Origin of the sequence: Bacillus sp. JJ1773 (genome assembly GCF_036962035.1) — a bacterium.
Classification (GTDB): Bacteria; Bacillota; Bacilli; order Bacillales; family Cytobacillaceae; genus Cytobacillus.
This window is the reverse complement of record NZ_JBALNX010000078.1, coordinates 1-1243: the sequence shown is the minus strand read 5'-3', so window position 1 is coordinate 1243 and position 1243 is coordinate 1. Positions and strand designations below refer to the sequence as shown.

Annotated in this window: 2 protein-coding genes; both read right to left on the bottom strand. The window is 31.5% G+C overall.

Annotated elements, in window-relative coordinates:
- Window positions 1–168 precede the first annotated feature (168 nt).
- On the bottom strand, window positions 169–792 hold the full coding sequence (locus V7127_RS20575) for an alpha/beta fold hydrolase (protein WP_335489106.1): 624 nt from the start codon (window positions 790–792) through the stop codon (window positions 169–171).
- Window positions 793–961: 169 nt separating this feature from the next.
- Window positions 962–1243, bottom strand: a 282-nt coding sequence (locus tag V7127_RS20570; RefSeq protein WP_335489103.1) for a hypothetical protein, incomplete at its 5' end; no start/stop codon positions are given.

The window sequence follows — 1243 nt, the reverse complement described above, 5'->3', positions numbered from 1 at the left end:
TCTACAGGAATGCTAACCTGCCCGTTAGCTTAATAACTTCAACAAAATAAGCGATAACCCTTTCTGGATCATCGCACCTAATAGTAGAAATGTAAACTTAATGAGATGTTCAATAAAGAATAAAAAAATTAAATAAAAGCAAGGTTGATAAGAATAATGAATTTACCTTTAATGTTTTCTTAAAAAATCATTTAGTATGGACGCCAGATTTTCTGGAGCTTCCATATTTATTTCATGCCCTACACCCATAATTGTCCGAATTTCTGCTGTTGCGATTTGATCTGCCAATTTCTCCGATGCCCTTTTATTCGCTTTATCATTTTCCCCACATAAAACCAAAGTATTGCACTGAACCTTTTTTAAGTCGTTACTAAAATCTAATTCCATCATAGAATTTGACAATATAATAAAATCATTTTTGCTGGAACCAAGTTTCTGAAAAGGAGATTCTGGCATAAGTCGAAAAATGATATTTTGAACTTTAAGCAACATTTTAGGCATTTTGTATTGTGGTGCTATTAAAACCAGTGAGTCAACTCTACTTGGATGGTCAATCGTATAATTCAATGCAACTACTGCTCCTAGAGAAGGTCCAATAAGGACAACTGGCTCGGAATATTCTTCTATGTATTCAGAGAAAGCGGTGTATAGATTGTTGTAAGTAGGCTCTTTATCTTTCAAAAGGTTAAACAAATCAGGATTTGAAATTTGAGTTGTATCACCCATGTAAGAAATAGTTTTCTCCCAACTTGAGGAACTTTGCCCTAAACCATGAACGAAGATGTATCTCATTAAAGTATCCTCCATCTTCATAAATTCTATATATTGATAATACCTTACAAACTAAATCATTTCTATTTTTTAGTAATAATGCACCTATTTCTTATTGAACTATTGCATCCGTTAGTTTAAGTGTATAATTTCACAATCACTTTATAAGATATAGATTTGTCAACTCCACTCATTTTGTTAGTTTCTCCGCTACAACATTAAAATTAGTTGTTGATGTTGATTCTTCATATAAGAAAGTAATTTTATAATCTATTACTTCATTCGTTTCTATTTTAAGAATTGATGTTGTTACTGTACCATCCCCGACATAAGTTAACCGACTATTATCGGCGATTTCGTAAGTTTTTACACCATCTACTTCATTTACTGCAAAACCTATTCTTTGAATCGTATCTCCGTAAATAAAAGCAAGATTGCAACTATTATTTTCTGTTTTATCGTAAAAAGAAAT